This window comes from Gemmatimonadota bacterium, assembly GCA_009838645.1.
Classification (GTDB): Bacteria; JAAXHH01; JAAXHH01; order JAAXHH01; family JAAXHH01; genus JAAXHH01.
Genome location: VXRC01000042.1, coordinates 23,276 through 44,433, shown reverse-complemented (window position 1 = coordinate 44,433; position 21,158 = coordinate 23,276). Strand labels below are relative to the sequence as shown.

Sequence of the window (21,158 nt, the reverse complement as noted above, 5' to 3'; positions counted from 1 at the left end):
CACATGTTTACCTGCACACGTTTCGATCCCTTCAATTTTCGTCGCGCCGTCGCCGTTTCTTCCTTTTGTGTACTTCGGCCCGTAGAATATACTCTATCTGCGCGTTCACGCTACGCAATTCATCCTTCGCCCAGGCGTTGAGGTCATTCCAGAGCTCGGTGTTGATGCGAAGCAGCAGGGATTTCTTCTTATCGGGCACGATCGCACGTTTCCCTGTAGTCCCGCGTCAATACAGCGAACCGGTATTGACGATAGGCTGCGTGGACGATTCGCTGCAGAGCACGGTGAGAAGATTGCTCACCATGGCGGCCTTGCGTTCTTCGTCCAGGTCGACCACATTTTGGTCCTTCAGTCTTTCCAGGGCCATCTCCACCATGCCCACCGCGCCGTCCACGATCTTCTGACGGGCGGCGATGATGGCATCGGCCTGCTGCCGCTGCAGCATCACCTGTGCGATTTCCGGGGCGTAGGCCAGGTGGTTGATACGCGCTTCCGATACCGAAACCCCGGCCGCGCTGACCCGTTCCCGTATTTCGTTGCCGAGCGCTTCGGACACTTCTTCTATGGACGACCTCAGGCTGGCCGTCTCCCCCTCGGTCAGATCATAGGGGTAGCTGGTGGCCAGATGGCGAATGGCCGATTCCGACTGAACCTGTATGTATTCGACGAAATCGTCCACGTCGAAACTCGCCTGAGCGGTATCTTCAACGCGCCAGACCACGACGGCTGAAATCTCGATCGGGTTGCCGTTCTTGTCGTTCACCTTCAGGCGCTCGCTGTCGAAATTCCTGGCACGCAGGGAGATCTTCGCCTTGCTGTTAAGGGGATTCACCCACCAGAATCCCTGCTCCCTCACCGTCCCCGTGTACTTGCCGAACAGCGTAAGCACACTGGCTTCGTTCGGTTCCAGCGTGAAGAATCCCTTGAAACAGAATCCCAGCACGGCGAGGGCCGGTATGAAGATAAACACCAGCAGGAGCACGTCTCTAACGCTCATTTCCTGCTCAAGCACGGGCGGATTGAACGTGATGACCCAATCCATGGCCACAAACGTCAAAGGAATCAGGGCGATCAGCCAGACCAATGCCCTCCAGCCGCTGAATTTCAACGGGCTTCGTTCCGTAATCATTGCTCCCCTCCTCGAAATACCGGTCTATGGATAACATAATGATATTATTATGATATCATGTTAAGAGAAATCGGAACGCCTGTCAAGCACATATTTCAAATAAAAAAGGCACCCCGGTCGAGGTGCCTTTTATCTACCGTTTTACTTAAGCTTTTTACGGGCTGTCCGCACTGCAACGGCCGCCCGCATGGAACGGCCGTGCGGATTTACCGGCCGTCTGCGGCCGCAATCAGCCCTGGGGCTGCTTCACGTAGCGCAGGTAGGGCTTCACGCGGCGGATGTCGGAGTAGGTCTGGTCCGCTTCCTCGTCCGTGACCGCCGGCACGATGATGCAGTCTTCGCCGCTGGTCCAGTTCACCGGCGTGGCGAGCTTGTGATGAGCCGTCAACTGGAGGGAATCCACGACGCGCAGGATCTCGTCGAAATTCCGGCCCGTGGACGCGGGGTAGGTCAGCATCAGCTTGATCTTCTTGTCCGGGCCGATGACGAACACCGAACGGACGGTCATCTTGTCGTCGGCGTTCGGATGGATCATGTCGTAGAGCTGGGCGACTTCCTGGTCGGGATCCGCGATCAGCGGGTAGCTCACGTTCGCGTTATGCGTCTCGTTGATGTCGCCGATCCAGCCGCGGTGGGAATCGAGGGGATCCACGCTGATGGCCAGGATCTTGACGTTTCGCCGGGCAAACTCGTGGGCGATGTTGGCCATGTAACCCAGTTCCGTGGTGCAGACCGGCGTGTAATCCGCGGGATGGGAAAAGAGAATGCCCCAGCCGTCCCCGAGCCATTCGTGAAAACGAATCGTTCCCTCGGTGGTTTCAGCCGTGAAATCCGGGGCTTCGTCCATTAAACGTAACGCCATGACAATCCTCCTGCAAAGGGCCTGCTACAGATGATAAGGTGGTGTGATCAGTGGCCTGATCCGTCTTATGACCATGATAATATACCTATCTAGGTCAACAAAGTAAAGAATAAAATCAGCGCGTGCACCAGATCAGTCCGCGACGGACGATTTCCCGCGCCTCGGGCACGTCGAAATCGCTGGCGACGTGTCCCAGCGTACAGTGGAATACCTTCCCCCGGCCCCACGGCCTCTTCCACGCCACGGGCATCACCGTGCCGTCGATCCAGGCATCATGATCCCCGCTGAAGGTCGTGGTCGCGAGCACCTGGTTGGACGGATCGACGTGCATGTAGTACTGTTCCGAGTGCATGGCAAAGTCGTTAAGGTCCGCCGTCACGGGATCTTCGTGATCGGTGATGTTGACCTCGTAGTCGATGATGCCGCCCGGGTGGGACACCCACTGTCCGCCCACCATGTACTGGTAGTTCGTGTTGTTGCGGAAGGCGTCCGCCTGTCCGCCGTGCCAGCCGCCGAACCCGGCCCCGGCGGAGACCGTGTCCAGCAGCGCCTTCTCCTGGGCGCCGGTGATCGCGCTCATGGTCACGGTCTGCACGATGAGATCGTACGTGGGCATGGCTTCCGCGTCCAGGTAGGCGTCGAGCGTGTCGCGCTGCGTGATTTCGTATCCTTCCGATTCGAGCAGCGGGATGAAGATGTCCTGGGACTGCCTGGGTTCGTGTCCTTCCCATCCTCCCCAGACGAAAAGGGCCTTAGGCATATGGTTGCTCCTATGGTTGCAATACGTTCACTGCCCTTGAAGGACCGGGGCACGGTGTTTCCGTGGCTGTCGGGTTCGCGGATTCGGTCCGGTCCCCGCTCCGCCCGTCTCGCTGCCTATGGCGCGTCTCGCTCCGACTGGCCGTCCCGCCCGCTACGCCCGGCGTTCCCAGCGGCTCGGGTTCATACCGGGCGCGCTGGCCGACATGCCCTCCGGCTTGTTGCCGACGCCGAACTCGTAAGTTCGCATGCTGGGATCGCCCAGGAAAGGCCGGACGGAATCGGGCATCCGTTCCAGGTCCGACGGATCCCGCGGGTCCACGTCGACGATCGGTCCGGCCCAGGCCGGCCGGTAGGCCACCGCGAGCATGGCCCGAGACCGGTTGCCTCTGTTGGGCAGCGTTCCGTGGAACGTCCGGTGATTCAGGAACAACGCCGATCCTGCCGTGCAGGGTACGATCACCTCCTCGGGATGGCGCTCGTACCGCTTGTACGGGTGGGCGTCCGCGTGCATGCAGAGGTGAGACCTGGGCACGACCCGGAAGGGCGAGACGTCCAGCGTCAGGTCGTCGAGGTAGTAGAGTACCCGGACGGTAATGGGGCAGCTTCCCTCGTACCCGAATATCTTTGAGCCGTAGGGCTGGCCGTCCGTATGGAGACTGATCCCCGGCGTGCCGGGTTCGGACCGGTCGTAGGTATAGTGAATGAAAACCAGGCGGTCGCCGAACAACTCCTCCAGGAAACGCACCGTGGGCTCGTAGGCGATGAGTTCGGCCAGCTTCGGACTGGCAAGGTGCGGATCCCTGCAGCCCCGCTGTTTTTCGCTGTAGTCCCGTCCGATGGTTTCGAGTCGTTCGCTTTCCGCTTTCAACTCGGCCAGGTAGTCCGGTGAAATCCAGTCCGGGATGATCAGGTAGCCCTCCTCCTCGATCATCCGGATCCGCTCGCCCCGGGTGAGGGCGCGCCAGTCCCGGTCGTCCACATTGATCTGTTGTTCCGTTTGACTGTGCATCATCCCTCCTTTCTCCCGTGATGAGGGCGTCGCCGGCGGTCTCCTTACCGTCTCTGGAGGCACGGCCGTCGCCGGCGGCCTCCTGGCGGTCTCCTGCCTGTCAACTGGTCCGCCGGACGTGCTACAATCGGACGCGCTACAGTTCGACGCGCACGGATTCCATGGCCCGGTCCGCCTTCGCGCGGGCCGCGTCGATGTCCGCCCCGCGGGCGACGACTACGCCGAGGCGCCGGTGACCGGAGACCTCGGGCTTGCCGAAGAGATACAGGCCGGTGTCCGGTTCGGCAAGGGCGGAACCCAGGTTGCCGAACTTCATCCGGTCGGACTCGCCTTCCACCACGAGGGCCGCCGAGGCGGAAGGACCGTGCTGGCGGATCTCCGGGATCGGGAGACCGAGCACGGCCCGCGCGTGCAGGGCGAATTCGGACAGGTCCTGCGAGATGAGCGTGACCATGCCCGTATCGTGGGGGCGGGGCGAGACCTCGCTGAAGACCACTTCGTCTCCCCTGACGAACAGCTCGACGCCGAATACGCCGCGGCCGCCGAGTGCGGTGGTGACCGCTGCAGCCGTCCGCCTGGCTTCCGCCCACGCCTTCTCGCTCATGGGCTGGGGCTGCCAGGAGTACCGGTAGTCCCCGTCGACCTGTTCGTGGCCGATGGGCGGGCAGAAACCCGTGCCGCCCGCATGGCGCACCGTCAGGAGCGTGATTTCATAATCGAATTCGACGAATCCCTCTACGATCACCTTGCCCGCGCCGCCGCGGGCCTCGTCGTGCGCACGCTGCCAGGCGCCGGCCGCTTCCGATGTATGGCGCACCGTGCTCTGTCCCTTGCCGGAAGAGCTCATGACGGGTTTGATGACGCAGGGCAGGCCGATCTCGCGCACCGCGCGTTCGTAGGCTTCGCGGGTCTCGGCGAAGCGATAGGGCGACGTGGTAAGACCGAGCTCCTCCGCGGCCAGCCGGCGTATCCCTTCCCGGTTCATGGTCAGGTGGACGGCCCGCGCCGTGGGAACGACGTGATATCCTTCCGATTCAAGGTCCACCAGGGCGCCGGTGGCGATGGCTTCTATTTCGGGTACGATGAAATCGGGGTTTTCCCGCTCGATCACCGCGCGCAGGGCGGATGGGTCCAGCATGTCCACCACGTGGGAGCGGTGGGCCACCTGCATGGCCGGCGCGTTGGCGTAACGGTCGACCGCGACCACTTCCACGCCCAGGCGCTGGAACTCGATGACCACTTCCTTGCCCAGTTCGCCTGAACCGCACATCAGCACCCGGGTCGCCGAAGGGGACAGCGGCGTGCCTAGCGCGGCCATCGGGTCGTCCTTCCGGTATGTGTTGCTGATTCCATCATTCCCGGTGCACCGCGGTCAGATTTCGTTCACCGCCGCCGTCAGTTCCTGCACCGCTTCCTTGCCGTCGGCGAAGAACATCAGGCAGTTGTCCGCGGCGAAGAGCGGATTGGGTATGCCGGCGAAGCCGGGGCTCAGGCTGCGCTTGATGACCACGACGGTCCGCGACTTGTCCACGTTCAGGATCGGCATGCCGGTCAACGGCGTGTCCGCTGCGTCGCGGGCCAGGGGATTGACCACGTCGTTGGCGCCGATGACGATGGTTACGTCGGTCTGTTCGAAACCCGTATTGGCCTCGTCCATCTCCTTCAGGCGGTCGTAGGGGACGTCCGCTTCGGCCAGCAGCACGTTCATGTGACCGGGCATGCGGCCCGCAACGGGATGGATGGCGAACTCCACCTCGATGCCGTCGGCCTCCAGTTGATTGGCCAGGTCTCGCACGGCGTGCTGCGCCTGGGCTACCGCCATGCCGTAGCCGGGGACGAACACCACGCGCCGCGCGCTGTCGAGCACCATGGCGACCTCCTCGGCGGTGGTGGATTTCACTTTGCCTTCGTAGAGGTCGTCGGCAGGACCCGCGTCGTCGCCGCCCGAATCGCCGCCGACCCCCGCGAACATCACGTTGGCAAGCGACCGGTTCATGGCCTTGCACATGATACTCGTCAGGATGAACCCGGAAGCGCCGACCAGCGAACCGGAAATGATCAGCACGTTGTTGGACAGCACGAAGCCGGTCGCCGCGGCGGCCATGCCCGAGTAGGAGTTGAGCAGGGCGATGACCACCGGCATGTCCGCGCCCCCGATGGGCACCACGAGCAATATGCCCAGCACGGACGCGATCGCCACCATGATCCAGAAGTACAGGGTGTTCTCCGGCTGCAGGATGACGAGGACGCCCGCCGCCAGTGCGGCCAGCAGGAAGAGCCCTTTGAGCACGTGATCTCCGGTGAAGCGAACCGCTTTCTCGGAGACGATGCCCTGCAGCTTGCCGAAGGCGATCAGGCTGCCCCAGAAGGTCACACCGCCGATCAGCCCGGAAGCCACGGTCGCGATGCCGAACTGCATCGAGATCGTGTCCGCAGACCGCAGCACGGCCTCGACGTAGGCCGCGCCGGCCACGAGCACCGACGCCCCGCCGCCGAAACCGTTGCACAGGCCCACGAACTGCGGCATGGCGGTCATGGGCACCTTGAGCGCCCAGATGGCGCCGATGGCTCCGCCGAGGACGATGCCCGCGACGATGAACTCGAACCGGACGATCTGCTGGTCGATCAGGGTCACCACGATGGCGATGAACATGCCCAGGGCACTCAGGCGGTTTCCCCGAACCGCGGTGCGGGGATGGGAGAGACCCTTCAGCCCGAATACGAACAGGGAGGCGGCGACGAGATAGGCGAAGCGGACGAGATCGGGGGACATCCGCCTACTCCTTTCTCTTGAACATGTCCAGCATGCGGTTGGTCACGAGGTAGCCGCCGACCACGTTGATCGTGGCGAAAACCACGGCGGCGGTTCCGAGGACCGTGGTAAGCGTAGAGTACTGGGTTCCGGCCGAGAGGATGGCGCCGATGATCGTGATCCCCGATATGGCGTTCGAGCCGGACATCAGCGGCGTGTGCAGAATGGGCGGGACCTTGGTGATGACTTCGAATCCGACGAACACCGCCAGGACGAAAATGGTCAGTATGGCAATGGTTTCACCCATGTGGCACTCCTCGATGCGTTCTCCGGGACAAGCCCGCTCAGCCGGTACCGTCAAGTACGGAACGGACCAGTTCGTTGACGATCTCGCCGTCGCGGGTAACGGTCGCGCCCTGCACGATATCGTCGTCCACGGTCGCGTCCAGCGCGCCGTCGTTGATCATCAGTTTCAGGAAGTTCACGATGTTGTTGGAGTACATCTGGCTCGCGTGATAGGGTACGGTCGAAGGCAGGTTCAGTTCGCCCACGAGGGTCACGCCGTGCTTGACGACGGTCTTGCCCGGTTCCGTGATCTCGCAGTTTCCTCCCCGTTCCGCCGCCAGGTCGATCACGACCGAGCCGGGATTCATGCTCTTGACCATGTCTTCCGTCACCAGCACGGGCGCCGGCTTTCCGGGTACGGCGGCCGTGGTGATCACCACGTCGTTCTCGGATACGACGCGGGCCATCATCTCCCGCTGCTTCGCGTAGAACTGCTCGTCCATGGCCTGGGCGTAACCCCCCGATCCTTCGGATTCCGCGGTGTCGAGTTCCAGCTCCACGAATCGCGCCCCGACGCTCTGGACCTGCTCCTTGACGGCCGGCCGCACGTCGTAGGCCTGGATCACGGCGCCCAGCCGCTTGCAGGTCGAAATGGCCTGCAGGCCCGCCACGCCGACACCGACCACGAAGACATGGGCGGGCGTGATGGTCCCGGCCGCCGTCATCATCATGGGGAACAGCTTCGGGAGGTATTCGGCCGCCATCAGCGCGGCCTTGTACCCGCCGATATTGGCCTGGGAGGAAAGGGCGTCCATGCTTTGCGCCCGGGAGGTCCTCGGGATCAACTCCATGGCACAGGCGATTGTGCGCCGTTCTGCGAGCGCCCGGATCTCGGCGGCGGTGGACAGTGGTTCCAGAAACCCGATCAGTACCTGTCCCTCGCGCAGCAGCTCTACGTCCGCCATACCCGAGTCGGGATTCGCTCCGCCCCCTCTTACCTGCACGATCGCGTCTGCTTCGGAAAACACCGATGCGCGATCCGGCACGACCAGGGCACCGGCTTCTTCATAGTCTGCGTCCGCGATGCCCGCCTCACGGCCCGCTCCCGCGGAGACCCGGACGGCGCAACCTGCCCGCACCAGGGCGCCAATCCCGGCCGGAACGATGGATACGCGCCGTTCGCCCGGACAGGTTTCGGTAGGGACGCCGATGGTCATGTACTGCTCCGACTGCGTTGACTGAATTGGATATTCCGGCTGTTTCAAATATGCTGGCTGATCCGACAATGTGGACGATGTGGACCATGCTTGCGCCGCGTCGCGGACCGAATTCCACGCGGACCGAGTTCTATATATAAGGATTCCTGCCGGACGCGTCAACTACCAGATTGGCGTCTTCGCCGCCGCGGCAAAAAACCCGTGCGAACCACACGCATATTGTCAGGGTCAGGACCAGGCGTTATTTTGTATGGCATGCGCTTCGACCATGAAATCGCGAACGGTGGCATCGGTGGAACGTGCGGGCTACGTACCGCTATGGGAGACGGGCAGCTAAGGAGTAATCATGAACGAAACCGAACGCTATGAATTCGACCGTCAGGGCTACATCGTGGTCGAGGACCTGCTGGATCCGGGTACCGTCTTTTCGCTGTCAGCCGCGGTGGACGAACTGGAAGCACACGCGCTGGAGAACCTGGAAAAGCCGCCGCGCAAGATCAGCCCATGGGGTCCGGATTATCACCGGAATCCGGAACGGGGATATCACGCGGACGGATCGAACGCGGAGGGCAGGACCGTCATCATCGAGGACTTCTGGAACGCCGACGAGCGCTTCGACGTGCTGGTGAACGACAAGCGCACCATGGCGTATATCAATGGTATCGTCCAGGGCAGGTCCACGATCAACAACTCCGAGATCCGGATCCGCTACCGCGGGAACCTGTCGGGACTGCACGGCGGCATGCGGCCCGAGAATCAGAAGTACCGGTACGGGTTCAACGCGAACGGAATCGACTGCATGATGGTGCGCATGGTCTACTTCATCCATGACGTGTCCCGGGAACACGGGGCGTTCTGCGTCATACCCGGAACCCACAAGACGAACGTGCCCTGTCCCTATGACGGCAACCCGGACGAGGAACCCGGCGTGGTCGCGCTGGAAGTCAAGGCCGGTGACGCCATACTGTTCACAGAGAATCTCCGCCACGGAGGTGTTACCAACCGGTCCGACCGGGTCCGCAAGACCATCCACGTAGGTTACGGGCCCTACTGGATGCTGTCGCAGAACCAGGCGACCATGGACGAACTGCCGTACGTGACAGAAGCCACCTACGCCCGGTGGGACGATGACCAGCGCGCGCTCTTCAAGCCGTGGCACAGGCCGCGGGGGTGGACCCGAAGCAACAAGACATAACTACCTGAAAAGGATGGTAAAAATGTCCGTCACCCGTTCCGAAGAACGTTCCGTAGAACAGTCCATGCGCATGTACCGGCGGGCCGAGGAACTGATCCCCGGATGGACACAACTCATCAGCAGGCGGGCAAGCCAGTTTGCCAACGGCGTCAGCCCCGTCTACGCCGAAAGCGCCAAGGGCGCCCGTTTCGTGGACGTGGACGGCAACGAGTACCTGGACATGATGAACGCGGTCAGTGCCATCATCCTGGGTCACGCCGATGATGTCGTTGACGGGGCGGTGAAGGAGCAGATCGACCGGGGCAGTATCTACACGCTGAACGGTCCGCTGGAAATCGAACTGGCCGAGGAACTCGTCGATACCATACCCAGCGCCGAGATGGTGCGGTACGCCAAGGCTGGGGGAGAGACCTGCGCGCTGGCGGCACGGATCGTGCGGGGAACCACCGGCAGGGACATCATCCTCTTCTGCGGCTACCACGGCTGGCACGACTGGTACCAGTCCGCCAACTACCTCGTCGATCCGGAGAGCGGCGAGTATCCCTTCGCCGGCATCGAGCCGATCGGCGTGCCGCGCGTCCTCGCGGGCACCGCCATCCCCTTTACCTACGGGGACCCGGACATGCTTTCAGACCTGCTGAAAAAGCACGAAGGTCAGGTCGCGGCGGTCATGATGGAACCCGCGCGGTCCGAACTCCCGCCATCCGGCTACCTGGAAGCCGTCAAGTCGTTGGCCCATGAACACGGCGCACTACTCGTGTTCGACGAGGTGTCCTGCGGCTGGCGCTTCCGCATCGGGGGGTTCCAGGAGTATACCGGGGTGACGCCCGACGTGACCACCCTGGCCAAGGCCATGTCGAATGGATACGCCATGGGCGCCGTCGTGGGTTCCCGCGAAGCTATGGCGCCCGCCGCTTCGATGTTCGTATCCAGTTCCTACTGGAGCGACAACGTGGGCCTGGCCGCGGCGCTGACCACGATACGTGAACTGAAGCGACGGAACTCGGTACCCTTCTTCGAGGCCATGGGTCAACTGGTCAAGAAGACGGTGAACGACGCCTTCGCGAGTGCGGGACTGTCCGGCGCCTGCGTGGGGCTTTCCTACAATCCCAGCCTCTCCTTCGATCTGCCCAACCCGGAACTCACCCCCATCGTCTCCACGCTCTTCGTCCAGGAGATGTCGCGCCGGGGCATCTTCACACCTACCTCGTTTCGGGTCACCATGGCCCACACGGAGGAGGACATCCGTCAACTGGGCGAGGCGGCCGTCGAGGTCTTCGGGCTCATCAAGTCGGGCCTGGACCGCGGCAACCTGTCGGAACTGCTGGAATGCGACCTGAAGAAGGAACCCTTCAGGAGGCTGGTTCGGTGAGTTGGGCGGCATCCGCTCCGCCCAGGACACGCTCCGCCGCCTGTACTCCCGAGCGCACGCAGTCCGGCAGGCCCACGCCCCCGTAGGCATTGCCCGCCAGTGCAAGCCCGGGATGCCGCCCGAGCAGCGATTCGATCCGCTCGACACGCCGGCCATGGCCGACCAGGTACTGGGGCATGGCGTCCGGATAGCGCGCCAGTTCGGTATGCAGCGGCTCGTTTTCGATGCCCATCAGGTCCCGCAACTCCCCGCGTACGATCCGCAACAGGACTTCGTCGTCAGACCGGAGCAGTTCCTGCTGGAGCATGCCGCCTAAAAACACGCGCAGCAGGACGAGGCCTTCCGGCGCGCGGTTCGGGAACTTCACGCTGCTGAAAGTGCAGGCGATGATTTCGCGATCCTCTACCGCGGGCACGACGAAACCGAAGCAGTCCAGCGGGTGGGGCACGTCCGAACGCCGGTACGCGAGGTTCATGACGGCCGACGACGCGTGGGGGATGGCCGCCAGTTCTTCGAACAGACCGGAGTCGGTACCGTGCAGCAGTTCCGCGGCATGTCGGGAGGGCACGGCGAGAATGACGCCGTCCACATGGAAATGGCGCCCGTCGCCGCAGGTCAGGTTCCAGCCGCTCCCTTCACGGGACAGCCGCGTCACCTCGGCCTGGGTATGCATGGCGTCCGAGGGCAGTTGCCGCAGCAGCGCCTGCACGATGGTTTCCATGCCCCGGTCGAAGGAAGCCAGTTCGCCGTAACGGGCGCCGCTGCCGGTGGGGCCACCGCTGCCGGCGGGGCCACCGCTTCCTGCGGGACCACCGCTGCCTGCAGACGCTTGGCCTCGATGCTTCGCGGCTGTGCTGCCGGCGGACGCCCCGCGCTGTTGCTTCGCGGCCGCGCGCCGCTGCGCGACCATGGCCTTGATGACGCTGCGGTGATGCTGTTCCATCTCGAAGAACCGCGGGATAGTGGCCTTTAGGCTGAGGGTGTCCGGGTCTCCCGCGTAGATGCCGCCGATGAGCGGCTGGACGACCCGCTCGAGCACTTCGCCGCCGAATCGCCTGCGGACGAAGGCGCCGAGGCTCTCGTCGCCGGTTGCGGATCCCTTGGGCAGTATCAGGTCCAGGGCGCACCGGGCCTTGCCCTTCCACGAAAAGAGGGAGGTGCCCACCATGGGCCAGAGCCGGGTGGGCGCCATCATCAGAAAACCGTCGGGCAACGGATGCAGCTTCCCGCGATGGACCACGTGGGACCTGCGATGGGTACGTGCGGTGGGGATGATCCGGTCCGCCACACCCAGGCGGCCCGCGAGATCCGACAGCCAGGGCTTGGATGTGAGAAAGGAATCCGGCCCCAGTTCGACCAGGCAGCCGTCGCGCTCGACCGTACGAATCGTCCCGCCGAAACGGTCCGACCGCTCGAGCAGCGTCACTTCCAGTCCGGGATGCCCGGATTCCGTCAGCCGGTGGGCCGCGCTCAGTCCCGCGATGCCCCCGCCGACCACGACGACCTTCATCGACCGCTTCCCATCTCATGTACGGCGTCCACCAGGGCGATCACGTGGTCTTCCGGCGTGCCGGGCAGTATGCCGTGGCCGAGATTGAATATGTGGCCGGGACGTCCGGCGGCCTTGTGCAGGATGGCCTTGGCCTGTTTGCGGATTTCATCGGGGGAGGCGAACAGGATCACGGGATCGAGGTTCCCCTGTACGGCCGTATCGTATTCGAGCCGGCGCCAGGCCTCGGCCAGGTCCACCCGCCAGTCCAGCCCGATGACGTCTCCTCCCGCCTCCCGCATCAGTTCGAGCAGGGACCCCGTCCCCACGCCGAAGTGAAGCCTGGGCACGCCCCGGCGCAGGTGGGAAAAGACGTATCCCGTGTGGGGAAGGACGAACGCCCGGTAATCGTCGGGTGACAGGCAGCCGGCCCAGCTGTCGAAGAGTTGCACGGCGTGGACGCCGGCCTCGATCTGTTCGTTGAGGTACGCCGTGACGGCCCGGGCCAGCTTCGACATGAAAGCGTGCCACGCGCCCGGATCGGTATACATGAAGGTCTTGAGATGCTTGAAGTCCTTGGTACTCTGGCCTTCGATGGCATAGGCCGCCAGGGTGAAGGGGGCGCCGGAAAAACCGATGAGCGGGATATGGGGCGGCAGCGCGGGCAGCACCATGCGGATGGCCTCGTAGACGAAGCGCTGGGACGCCGGTTCCCCGTCTTCGAGTTGGTCCACGGCTTCGGCCGATCGCAACGGGTTGTGAATGACCGGTCCCTGACCCGTGACGTATTCCAGTCGGAACCCCATCGGCTGCAGCAGGGGCAGGATGTCCGCGAAGAGGATGGCGGCGTCCACCCCGAGGCGTTCCGCGGCCATCAACGTGATTTCCGCCGTGAGCTCCGGGGTCTTGCACATATCCAGGAAGTCCAGGTCGGATTTGAGTTCCCGGTAGGCCCGCTGGTAGCGGCCGGCCTGGCGCAGCAGCCATATGGGCGTATATTCCGTCGATTCACGGCGGCAAGCCCTGAGGAAGGCCGATTCTCCCCGGGTACCGTACGGATCGCTCTCGAAATGCCACCGCATGTCGGTGCGATGCCAGTAGGTGGTGTCCACGCCACCGTCCACGGCGGTGCGCTTCTTGTTGACCAGGTAGCCCGCCAGGCGCGCCATGCTTGATACGAGTGCTTCGCCTCCCGTTCCGTCTGGTTCGAAGTCGACCGAGAGACGGTGGTTTCTCCAGATGTCCGTGCAGGCCGGGCCGGCCGAGCCCACGGCAATCTGCCTGACGGCATCCAGCAGGACCTCGATCCGGCCCGTGGCGGCCGCCCGGCCGAGTAACGCGCGAATATGCTCAGGCTCCGTCAGCAACAGTATGGCGATGTCGTCCCTGGCCAAGCCGTCGATAAAGACGTCCACGCACTCCGGATCGTCGGCGCTGGCTACCACGGGTCTGCCGCCGCGTGCGCCTATGGCGTCCCGTAGCGACTCGTCCAATGTCGCGACCTGCAGGCCGTTGTAGTCCATTCCTTTCCTCCCACAGTTGTACTGTGCTAACCTACAATCGACGATAGAGGGGAGCAATATAATAGTAAGGTGCGGCGATCGATCCGCCGGCCGTGCTCAGGGCGAACCTGGGTGTGCCTGGACCTGCCGGGACTTACCGGCCCGAGCTGGGTTTACAGACCTTTCCCGGGAGTGCAAGGCCCTGCCAAACAGGGGTTGCGGGTTCAGTCGGCAAGTGGTACATTGCGCGGAACGACAGGCCGCGGAATGCGGGAAAGCAAACGCAATCAAGGAGTTCACATGTCCGGGTCATATCGGGTCGGCATCATAGGCTGCGGAGGAATGGGCGGTTCGCACGCGCGGCACTGGACGCAGAAGCCGCAGACCGACGTGGTGGCGGTCGCCGACGTCAGTGAGCGCAGCGCCCGCAAGCTGGCCGACGAATTCGATGCGAAACCTTACACGGATTACGCGGGTATGCTGAAGGAAGAAGCCTGTGACATCGTCAGCATCACCACCTGGCAGAACGTCCGCGCCGAAGTCACCGTGAAAGCCGCGGAATCGGGCGCAAAGGGCATTCTTGGCGAGAAGCCGATGGCGTCCAGTCTCCGCGAAGCCGACCTCATGCTGGCGTCCTGCGCGCAGCACGGCGTCAAGCTCGCCATCGGCCACCAGCGCAGGTTCACCCCGCAGAACATGGAAGCGCGCCGCCTGGTGACGGACGGCGCGATCGGAGCCCCCACGGCCATGCTGCGCCGGGACGCCCACGGCCTGCTCAACCGGGGAACTCACGAGCTGGACGAGATGATGTACGTGCTTGGCGACCCGGCCCCGGTCTGGGTGATCGGCCAGGTGACCCGCAAGACGGACCGTTGGGAGCGCCGGGTGCGGTGCGAGGACCGGTGTGCGGCGATCATCGCCTTCGAAGGCGGGATCAGGGGTACCTACGAAAGCGACCTGCCCGATCCCGGGCTGCAGGGCGACGTCATTTATGGTACGGAGGGGATCCTGAAACGCGGTCCCGAAGGCGGCCTGCTCCTGCTGAACCGCCGTGCCGGCGACTGGCAGTCCATCACGCCGCCGCCGGTGGAGGTTGACCAGTACGACGAGTTCATTTACTGGCTGGACGGCAGCGGAGAAGGACACCGCAACGACGGTGAAACCGCCCGTCTGACCATGGAACTCATGATGGCGATCTACGAATCGGCCCGCATCCGCGACGTGGTAGAACTGCCGCTGCAGACGGGAGACAATCCGCTGGACCTGATGGTGGAGGAGGGAGCGCTTCCCGTGGAGATACACGGCCGCTACGACATACGCGCGCCGTTCCCTGAACAGACGAACTGATCCATGCTTTACCTGGTAGCCACGCCGATCGGCCATCTGGACGACATCACGCTCCGGGCGCTGGAGATCCTGCGCGGCGTGGATACCGTGCTCAGCGAAGACACGCGCAGGACCGGACGGTTGCTCAAGCATTACGGGATCAGCGCCCGGCAGATGTCCTACCACGAACACAACGAGCAGCGGGCCGTACCCAGGGCCCTTGCCGCCCTGGAGCAGGGACGTGACCTCGCCCTGGTCACGGATGCGGGCACACCCGGTATCGCCGATCCCGGCTACCGGCTCGTCCAGGCCGCGATCCAGGCCGAAATCCCCGTGAGCATGGCCCCCGGTCCGAGCGCGTTGATCATGGCGCTCGTACTATCGGGCCTGCCGGTCCACCGGTTTTCGTTCTGCGGATTCCCGCCCCGCAGGCCCGCGGCCCGGCGCCGCTGTCTGGAAGCGGACGCGGACCGTGCGGACACGCTCATCTATTTCGAAAGCCCCCACCGGGTGCACGCGCTCATCGCCGACGCTCTGGAGGCGTTCGGGGACCGCAGGGCGGCCCTGGCCAACGACCTGACCAAGCTTCACGAGAAAATCGACCGGAGTCCGCTGTCGGTGCTGCTTGAAGATACCCGGGACCGCCGCCTGCGCGGGGAGTTCATCCTGCTGGTGGAGGGACGGTCCGGCTAACGCGGCTGGTCCGGCTAGCGCGCCTGGTCCGGCTAACGCGGCTGGTCCGGTTCGCGCGGCTGGTCCGGCTAGCGCGCCCGGTCCGTCATGCGCTTCAGTGCTTCGTCGTAATCCGTCCTGTCGTTGATGTTGAAGAACATGTCGTCATCGTGGAACCCACCCTCCTCCGGTGCAAGACGCAGGACGCGGACCTCGTCGAAGAATCCGGCGATCTTGTATCTGCGCGCATGGATCCGGTCCTCGATCGCCGGGACGCAGGTCTCCCGGTAAACCGCGCACAGCGGTTCCACGCGTCCGTCGTTCACGGGGACGACCACGTCATAACCGGCCGACCGCTCCACCATGTATTCCAGGAATTCCGGCCTGACAAAGGGCATGTCGCAGGCGACACACAGGCACAGTGGCGTATGCGCCGTCCTGAGCGCGGTATAGATGCCGCCAATGGGCCCGCAGCGGGGAACCAGGTCCTTCCGGCTTTCCAGCTTCAGGAAGGCGTAGTCCGCCGGGGTATGGGTGATCAGCATCATCCGTCCGGTCACCGAATCGACCGTCCGGCAAAGCCGTTCGATCAACCGGTCTCCATCAATCCGGCTGAGTGCCTTGTTCGAGCCGAACCGGCTGCTCTTCCCTCCCGCGAGGATGATGCCCGTAACTTCTTCCCTGGCTGTCATTTATCGTGTTCTCTTCATCTGATTTCGACCCCCGATTCCACTTCCCTCGACCACAAGAAAAACCCCGAAGCCCAGCCGGCCGGGCCGCTTGACACCCCTGCCGAACCCCCGTATATTCAGGGTATCGGGATGATGGCGCCGCGTGTCCCGTTCCTCCGGAATAGAACCCCCTTTTACGGTGCCGGCCGTTCGTGAAAGAGTAATCAATATGTGGTTCTGGTCTCATAAGCTCAAGCTCCTCCTGGTGAAGAAGGACTACGAGACCATCGTGCGCCTTTGCTTCGAGCGCGTGGAGCGGAACCAGTCCGACTACTGGACCCTGCGGGGCCTGGGCCTCGGACTCATGTATACCGGCCGCACGAGCGAAGCCTTCGAATGGCTCAGCAAGTGCGCACGGGCGTATCCGAAAAAGGTCGCGGTACAGTACGATATCGGTTTGATCTACATGAAGCAGGAGTGCTACAGCGAAGCCCGCGGTTACATGCTGAACGCCCTCGAGGGCGGATACCGAACGGACGCCCTCTTCCAGGACCTGGGCCGAATCTACTGCTATCTCGGCGAATTCGAGAAGGCGACCAACTGCTTCCGCGAGGTCATCCGCCGTTCACCCCGGAACGGTGAGGCCTACAAGCTCCTGGGAATGGTGTACAAGCGGCGGACCATGTACGACGAGGCCGTCGCCGCGTACCGGGAATCCTTGCGGTGGGATGGAGACAACTCCGAAATCCACATGAGTCTCGCGGAGATCTTCGTCCGTCAGGAGAAATGGGAACTGGCGGTCGGAGAGTACCAGAAGGCGCTCGAACTCGACGCCACCAATTTCGCGGCCCACTACGCGCTGGGATCCATCTTCGAGATCATGGGCGAGAACGCCCGGGCGATCGATGAATTGCTCAAGGCCCACCGTATCGACGGGGGCGACGAACGAATCCACAAGAAACTGGAACGGTTGCTGATTAGCTGACTCCGGACCGCCCGGCCCGGACTGCCTGGCCGCCCTTACCGCCCGACCTGGACCGCCTGACCGCCCGCATCGTCCGCATCGCCCGCGCCGGTCTTTAAGGCTATGGTCACGTAAACGAGATCGGCACCGGCATGCAGGTCAGGATGAAGACCAGGACCGAGAGCCAGCCCAGCCACTTGCTGTGCCCGGGAAGCGGCGCCGCGTCGTCCACCGGCGCGGGATGACGGAAACCGCTGAACCTGCCCATCAACAGCAGCAGCACCCCGAACACCCACCACCCAGGCGAATACCACCCCAGCACGGCCAGCGCCGCAAAACTCGCGAGCGCGAGGTTTTTCTGCAGGCGCCTGCCTCCGGCCGCGCCCCCCGTGAAGGCATACAGGATATGGCCGCCGTCCAGCTGGCCCACCGGCAACAGGTTGAGCATGGTGACCAGGCAGCCGAACCATGCAGCCAGGCCCACGGAATCGAGGTAAATGGTGTAATCCTCGGGCAGCGGACCGTGAATCAGGTAGGCGAGCGCCTGAAACACCAGGGGTTCGCCCAGGTAAAGACCCTCTCCCTCACCGGGGACGAGATCCACCCGGGCGCCGATCAGGCTGTACGCCATGATCGGAACCGCCACGATGAATCCGGCGATGGGACCGGCGGCGCCGATGTCCATCAGGGCCTGCCGGTTCGGGTAGGGCGCCTTCGTCACGATGACGGCGCCGAAAGTACCCGGATTCGGCGTGATGAAGAAGAAGGGCGAGGGAATGAAATGTGGAAGGGACGTATGGACGCCGTACCACCTGGCGTAGAGATAGTGGCCCATCTCGTGGGCCATGAGGATGCCGAGCACCGACAGGGAGAAGGGCAAACCGTCCAGGAGAAGCGCCGGGACGGTCACCAGGGTGAACAGCACAACCAGCGGGGGGACCGTGGGGTGCTCCATGATGGTGCCGGAGATCAGGGTGGTCAGGAAGGTACAGGCGAACAGGAAGGTGGGGCGGCGCCAGTGGGTGTGGTGCCGCCCGGCTTCGTCCGGCCGCATGGCATGCGGGAGCGTATCCTCCGAGGAATGGGGCGCCGGATCCGAATCGGATGGGTGTAGCCTGTTGTCCATGAATCGTGATTCCGCCTTGCGGGGATCGCGGCATCTCCCTTACTGGCCGGCGGTGTCCTCCGCGGGGCTTTCCTGCCCGGTCTTGAACAGAAAACGCTTGATCTTGCGCGTGGAAGTCTTCGAAAACTCTTCCCGGCGCAGCTCCACTTCTCTGACGCGCTTGTAGTCCGCGAGGTTCCGGCAACGCTCCCGCACCTCGTGGTTCATGAGCGCGGTCAGGGTCTCGTCGTCGTCCGGCGTGCCTTCTTCTTCCAGGACTTCGAAGTCGGGTACCACGACCGCACGGACGTATTCCTCTCCCGTATCCGCGTTTTCGGCGCCGAAGACGAGCGCTTCCGCGATGTAGGGACTGAGGACGAGTTCACCCTCGATTTCCTCCGGATAGATGTTCTTGCCGGCCCGGGTGATGATTACGTTCTTGAGCCGGCCCGCGATGTGGACATGTCCCTCGTCGTCGATCCATCCCGAATCGCCGGTATATAGCGCGCCGTCCTTGAGGACTTCGGCCGTGGCCTCGGGATTGTTGTAGTAGCCCAGCATCACGTTATCGCCCCGCACGACGAGTTCGCCCACGCCCGTGTCGTCCGGGTTCACGACTTCCACGTCCACGCCGTTTATGGGCGGTCCGACGGAATCGGGTTTCGGAGGCTGCTCCACGCGGTGCACGGAAACGACCGGAGAGGTTTCCGTGAGCCCGTAACCCTGCAGGATGCGCAGCCCCAGCCGATCGAATCCCTCGGCTACTTCGGGCGGCAGCGCGGCGGCACCGGACACGAAGAACCGGATCGTCCCCAGCCCGCCCTTGTCCCGAAGGCTCCGGAACAGGGCCGTGCCCATGCGCTTGTTGAACTTCTCGCCCAGTTTCACCACGCCCATCAGGAGGTTGAACACGGTCCGCGTGACCGCGGGCTGGGAGCCGACCTTGCGCATGATCCCCTGGTACATCTTCTCGTAAAGCAGCGGGACGGCCAGCATGATCGTCGCCCTGGAGTCCTTCATGGTCTCGACGATGTCTCTCGAGTTGAGGCTGCCCACGTAGGACACCATGGCGCCGTTGTAGACCGGCGCAAGGAACCCGGCCGTGCACTCGAAGGTATGGTGCAGGGGGAGCACGGATACGAAACTGTCGTCGGAAGTGATGGATATGACCTGGCTGGCGGCCGACACGTTGGACATGATATTGCGGTGGGACAGCATCACGCCCTTGGGCCGGCCGGTCGTGCCCGAGGTGTAGATCAGGACGGCGAGGTCGTCCGGGCTGACCTGGCTGTCAGGCGCGGCGGCGTCCGTATCGCTGGCCATCACTTCTTCCAGACTCAGCACGTGCTTGAGTTCGGGCAGGGAACCGGCGATGGAATGGAAGTCGTCCCGGAAGGCGTCGGACACCACGATGGCCCGCGCCCCGGAATCCTCCAGAATCCGCTGGTATTCACCGGGCTTCAACAGCCGGTCGATGGGTACGGCCGTCATTCCGTGCCCTACGATGGCCAGGTAGGCGATGCCCCATTCGGGTTGGTTGGCCGCCAGCAGCGCGACCCTGTCGCCGTGCTGCAGGCCGAGGGAGGCGAGCAGTCCGGCGAGCGCGTCGGCCCGGCGGGCCGCTTCCGATCCCGTGAATTCCGCGTACTCGCCGTCGCGTTTGATGCGCAGGACGACGTTCTCCGCGAACGCATCTCCCAATCTGTCTTTCAGTGCCTTTATGGTAAGTGCAGTATCGGACATGATCCGTTCTCCCGCGTTGTGTGCACCTGTTCTTATTTTCACACCTGTTCTGTCGGACGCTGATATGAATCCGTTTTCAGCACCTCTAGCACCGGTTAGCCGCGATTTCTCTCACGGCGCCGGCGACTCGTTCCATTTCTTCGTAGCTGTTGTGCATGGCACAGGAAATGCGTGCGCCGTGGTAGCCCCCTTCGTGCAGGCCGCGACTGTGGATCCGGTACCTCTCCCGGAGCGGCGTGCCCACGTCGGAGGAGGTCATGCCGGCGATGGAAAAGGATACCATGGACGCGGAGAGCGCGCGGCTCATCGGCGTCCAGACCCGAACGCCGGGTATGTCGGAAAGACGGGTCTTGAGCCATTTCGCCATGGCCGCGCCGCGGTCCTCGACCAGGCCGGTACCGATGGCGTTGTGGAAATCCACGGCCACGGCGAATCCCACCAGCGGCGCGTGACTCTGGGACGCGTTGTTCTCGAAACGCCTCGCCGTCGGCCGCCCGCCGCCCGTGTAGTAACCCAGTCCGATCTTGTCCTGTGCGGCGTCATCCACGTACAGCAGACCCGTGCCCTTGGGCGTAAACAGCCACTTGTGCGTGCTGCTCACGTAGAAGTCGCCGCCGAGGTCCTTCATGTCGACCGCGATCATGCCCACCGACTGCGCCCCGTCGACGACCGTGATGAGCCCGCGCTCGCGTGCCATCGCACAGATCTTTTTGACGGGCAGGCGCCAGGCCGTCGTGCAGGTGACGTGGCAGAAACTGAGCACGCGGGTTTCCGGCCGAATGGCTTCCTCGAACAGCCGGACGATCTCGTCCTCGTCTTCCGGCGGATCGTACAGGTCGAGCTTCCGGATCGGGTTGCCGAATTGTGCGTGCCGGTGCTGCCAGCAGGACCAGCCGCCGTAGTGCTCGTGGGTGGTCGTCAGGATCTCGTCTTCCGGTTTCAGGTCGAGGCCGAGGGCAATGATGTTCATGCTCTCGGTCGAATTCCTCGTGATGGCGACCTCGGAGGGGTGCGCGGGGCGGAAGCCCACCCGCATCAAAGACTGCACGAGCAACCCCCCAGAGACTCCCCCCGACCACAGACCCCCCCCACCACCACACTAA

Annotated in this window: 21 protein-coding genes; 6 read left to right on the top strand and 15 right to left on the bottom strand. The window is 63.6% G+C overall.

What is annotated here, in order from left to right; all coding sequences use genetic code 11:
• Positions 1-31: 31 nt before the first annotated feature.
• From F4Y38_11805 to F4Y38_11765, 9 genes are all read right to left on the bottom strand, one after another.
• Positions 32-202 (bottom strand): Arc family DNA-binding protein, encoded by a 171-nt coding sequence (locus F4Y38_11805; GenBank protein ID MXY49964.1) that lies wholly within the window; start codon positions 200-202, stop codon positions 32-34.
• Between the two features lie 24 nt (positions 203-226).
• A complete protein-coding gene (locus F4Y38_11800; protein ID MXY49963.1) occupies positions 227-1,042 on the bottom strand; it encodes an SPFH domain-containing protein in 816 nt (271 codons plus the stop codon).
• Between the two features lie 316 nt (positions 1,043-1,358).
• The gene (locus tag F4Y38_11795; GenBank protein ID MXY49962.1) at positions 1,359-1,991 is read right to left on the bottom strand and encodes a peroxiredoxin; all 633 of its coding nucleotides are present in this window, start codon (positions 1,989-1,991) and stop codon (positions 1,359-1,361) included.
• Between the two features lie 115 nt (positions 1,992-2,106).
• Positions 2,107-2,751: a ThuA domain-containing protein gene (locus tag F4Y38_11790; protein ID MXY49961.1), complete on the bottom strand. Its 645-nt coding sequence runs from the start codon at positions 2,749-2,751 to the stop codon at positions 2,107-2,109.
• A gap of 153 nt (positions 2,752-2,904) precedes the next feature.
• Positions 2,905-3,762, bottom strand: coding sequence for a phytanoyl-CoA dioxygenase family protein (locus tag F4Y38_11785; GenBank protein ID MXY49960.1), 858 nt, complete (start codon positions 3,760-3,762; stop codon positions 2,905-2,907).
• 136 nt (positions 3,763-3,898) lie between these two features.
• Positions 3,899-5,080: a formate-dependent phosphoribosylglycinamide formyltransferase gene (purT, locus tag F4Y38_11780; protein MXY49959.1), complete on the bottom strand. Its 1,182-nt coding sequence runs from the start codon at positions 5,078-5,080 to the stop codon at positions 3,899-3,901.
• A gap of 54 nt (positions 5,081-5,134) precedes the next feature.
• Positions 5,135-6,535 carry an NAD(P)(+) transhydrogenase (Re/Si-specific) subunit beta gene (locus F4Y38_11775; GenBank protein ID MXY49958.1) on the bottom strand — a complete coding sequence of 467 codons (1,401 nt, stop codon included), beginning with the start codon at positions 6,533-6,535 and terminating at the stop codon, positions 5,135-5,137.
• Positions 6,536-6,539: 4 nt separating this feature from the next.
• Positions 6,540-6,821: an NAD(P) transhydrogenase subunit alpha gene (locus F4Y38_11770; protein MXY49957.1), complete on the bottom strand. Its 282-nt coding sequence runs from the start codon at positions 6,819-6,821 to the stop codon at positions 6,540-6,542.
• Positions 6,822-6,858: 37 nt separating this feature from the next.
• Positions 6,859-8,016 (bottom strand): Re/Si-specific NAD(P)(+) transhydrogenase subunit alpha, encoded by a 1,158-nt coding sequence (locus tag F4Y38_11765; protein ID MXY49956.1) that lies wholly within the window; start codon positions 8,014-8,016, stop codon positions 6,859-6,861.
• A 346-nt stretch (positions 8,017-8,362) separates the two neighbouring features.
• Here F4Y38_11765 and F4Y38_11760 point away from each other — a divergent pair, with 346 nt between their 5' ends.
• The gene (locus F4Y38_11760; protein ID MXY49955.1) at positions 8,363-9,211 is read left to right on the top strand and encodes a phytanoyl-CoA dioxygenase family protein; all 849 of its coding nucleotides are present in this window, start codon (positions 8,363-8,365) and stop codon (positions 9,209-9,211) included.
• Positions 9,144-10,583: an aminotransferase class III-fold pyridoxal phosphate-dependent enzyme gene (locus F4Y38_11755; protein MXY49954.1), complete on the top strand. Its 1,440-nt coding sequence runs from the start codon at positions 9,144-9,146 to the stop codon at positions 10,581-10,583. Before F4Y38_11760 ends, F4Y38_11755 begins: the two co-directional genes overlap by 68 nt.
• Here F4Y38_11755 and hemG read toward each other — a convergent pair.
• Together hemG and hemE are read right to left on the bottom strand one after the other, a co-directional pair.
• Positions 10,564-12,093, bottom strand: coding sequence for a protoporphyrinogen oxidase (gene hemG, locus F4Y38_11750; GenBank protein MXY49953.1), 1,530 nt, complete (start codon positions 12,091-12,093; stop codon positions 10,564-10,566). The two genes, F4Y38_11755 and hemG, sit on opposite strands and share 20 nt — an antisense overlap.
• Complete coding sequence (gene hemE / locus F4Y38_11745; GenBank protein ID MXY49952.1) at positions 12,090-13,154, bottom strand: uroporphyrinogen decarboxylase; 1,065 nt, start codon at positions 13,152-13,154, stop codon at positions 12,090-12,092. The genes hemG and hemE overlap by 4 nt, the downstream gene beginning before the upstream one ends.
• A 687-nt stretch (positions 13,155-13,841) precedes the next feature.
• On the opposite strand from hemE, the gene F4Y38_11740 reads away from it, so the two are divergent.
• From F4Y38_11740 to F4Y38_11730, 3 genes are read left to right on the top strand one after another with little or no spacing between them, the layout of a single operon-like run.
• On the top strand, positions 13,842-14,921 hold the full coding sequence (locus tag F4Y38_11740) for a Gfo/Idh/MocA family oxidoreductase (protein ID MXY49951.1): 1,080 nt from the start codon (positions 13,842-13,844) through the stop codon (positions 14,919-14,921).
• Positions 14,922-14,924: 3 nt separating this feature from the next.
• Positions 14,925-15,593: a 16S rRNA (cytidine(1402)-2'-O)-methyltransferase gene (gene rsmI, locus F4Y38_11735; protein ID MXY49950.1), complete on the top strand. Its 669-nt coding sequence runs from the start codon at positions 14,925-14,927 to the stop codon at positions 15,591-15,593.
• Positions 15,526-15,720 (top strand): hypothetical protein, encoded by a 195-nt coding sequence (locus F4Y38_11730; protein ID MXY49949.1) that lies wholly within the window; start codon positions 15,526-15,528, stop codon positions 15,718-15,720. The genes rsmI and F4Y38_11730 overlap by 68 nt, the downstream gene beginning before the upstream one ends.
• Here the strand turns inward: F4Y38_11730 and F4Y38_11725 are convergent.
• On the bottom strand, positions 15,662-16,264 hold the full coding sequence (locus tag F4Y38_11725; protein MXY49948.1) for a molybdenum cofactor guanylyltransferase: 603 nt from the start codon (positions 16,262-16,264) through the stop codon (positions 15,662-15,664). The two genes, F4Y38_11730 and F4Y38_11725, sit on opposite strands and share 59 nt — an antisense overlap.
• 208 nt (positions 16,265-16,472) lie before the next feature.
• Here F4Y38_11725 and F4Y38_11720 point away from each other — a divergent pair, with 208 nt between their 5' ends.
• Positions 16,473-17,228: a tetratricopeptide repeat protein gene (locus tag F4Y38_11720; protein MXY49947.1), complete on the top strand. Its 756-nt coding sequence runs from the start codon at positions 16,473-16,475 to the stop codon at positions 17,226-17,228.
• A 106-nt stretch (positions 17,229-17,334) separates the two neighbouring features.
• Here F4Y38_11720 and F4Y38_11715 read toward each other — a convergent pair whose 3' ends face one another.
• From F4Y38_11715 to F4Y38_11705, 3 genes are all read right to left on the bottom strand, one after another.
• The gene (locus F4Y38_11715) at positions 17,335-18,333 is read right to left on the bottom strand and encodes a site-2 protease family protein (protein ID MXY49946.1); all 999 of its coding nucleotides are present in this window, start codon (positions 18,331-18,333) and stop codon (positions 17,335-17,337) included.
• Between the two features lie 39 nt (positions 18,334-18,372).
• Positions 18,373-20,055 carry an AMP-binding protein gene (locus F4Y38_11710; GenBank protein MXY49945.1) on the bottom strand — a complete coding sequence of 561 codons (1,683 nt, stop codon included), beginning with the start codon at positions 20,053-20,055 and terminating at the stop codon, positions 18,373-18,375.
• An 85-nt stretch (positions 20,056-20,140) separates the two neighbouring features.
• On the bottom strand, positions 20,141-21,103 hold the full coding sequence (locus tag F4Y38_11705) for an aminotransferase class V-fold PLP-dependent enzyme (protein MXY49944.1): 963 nt from the start codon (positions 21,101-21,103) through the stop codon (positions 20,141-20,143).
• Positions 21,104-21,158: the final 55 nt, after the last annotated feature.